The 1,190-nt window shown below is 28.9% G+C and carries 2 protein-coding genes; one reads left to right on the forward strand and one right to left on the reverse strand.

Features of this window, described 5'->3' with window-relative positions; translation table 11 throughout:
• Window positions 1-682: 682 nt before the first annotated feature.
• Window positions 683-838: a hypothetical protein gene (locus ABS911_RS15125; protein WP_350453224.1), complete on the forward strand. Its 156-nt coding sequence runs from the start codon at window positions 683-685 to the stop codon at window positions 836-838.
• A gap of 71 nt (window positions 839-909) precedes the next feature.
• Here the strand turns inward: ABS911_RS15125 and ABS911_RS15130 are convergent, their stop codons facing one another.
• On the reverse strand, window positions 910-1,182 hold the full coding sequence (locus ABS911_RS15130) for a type II toxin-antitoxin system RelE family toxin (RefSeq protein ID WP_350468235.1): 273 nt from the start codon (window positions 1,180-1,182) through the stop codon (window positions 910-912).
• Between the last annotated feature and the right edge of the window lie 8 nt (window positions 1,183-1,190).

Genomic DNA, 1,190 nt, shown 5'->3' on the forward strand with positions numbered 1-1,190 from the left:
TAATTTAGTGTATTTATATATATAATGGATGGATAGATTTTTAAAAGGAGCTTTTAAATGGAATTCATTTTAATTTTTTTTGAAGAAATATTATCAGCTGTTTTAAAGATTAACAATAGAATAATTAAAAATTTTATTTTAATTATTCTATTGTTAATAATGTCCGTATTTGTTTTTTTTATGCTGTATATACTTATTGGGGCTATATTTTCGACAGTACGTTGGATTATAAAGATAATCCTATTTGCTATATTTATTCCCTGCATGTATGTAATATATATAATTATTTTAAATGGCTATAGCGAATGGAAAAATTAATTTTGAGAAATGGTTTAGCGTATAAAATATTCTAAAGAGGGTGTATGAAAGATGATAAAAATGGACTACTCACACCAACCAAAAAGAGATATTCTTTGTATTGACGTTAATTCTTTTTTTTCTTCAGTAGAATCAGTAAAAAGAGGAATACACCTTTTAGAATAGTATATCGTAGTAATGAGCAATCAAGAATTAGAAGGCGGATTGGTTTTAGCAAGTGCTCCTAGAGTAAAAAAAGAATCTTGATTTAATAAGATTCTAAATACACTAATTTAAGCAATTTCATATATTGAAAGAAGTCTAGGTAACACTTGATCACCTCCTATTCGTTATTACTTATAACAAACAGCAGGAGGTGATTATTATGCTATCAGCAAACGTCTATGTGCCCATTAATAGTTCCATTTTAATACTCGTTGAAGAAATGAAAGAGTGTCTAGAAACGCAATTTCTAATTCAAGCCACTCAACAAGATAGTATTGAAAATACAATTGTTTTCTTAAGTACTCAATCTAAATAAACTAAAAAAAATCGGTCACTTAAAAAGTAGCCGATTTTTTTGTTTAATAGGATTTACTTAATTTCAATCGTTCATTTATAAATATCTTTCCTATGGCCAATCTCTAACATTAAAATAGTGATTGTCTCGTCATTGATATCAGCAATTAAGCGATAATCTCCAATTCTATAACGCCATTCTCCTGAATGATTGGCGGTCAGTCCTTTACACTGTGTCCGAGTATCTGTACACTTCCCTAAGTTCTGTTGAATCCCTCCCATAATTAAAAGAGACTGGTGTTTATCCATCTTTTTTAAAGCCTTTTGTGCTCCTTTTTCAAACGCTACTTGATAACCTGAATTCATTTAATCCG

It is taken from the genome of Carnobacterium sp., assembly GCF_040274425.1.

Coding starts and splice junctions, on each gene's coding strand:
- ABS911_RS15125 (WP_350453224.1), top strand. CDS start 683: ATGCTATCAGCAAACGTCTATGTGCCCATTAATAGTTCCATTTTAATA.
- ABS911_RS15130 (WP_350468235.1), bottom strand. CDS start 1,182: ATGAATTCAGGTTATCAAGTAGCGTTTGAAAAAGGAGCACAAAAGGCT.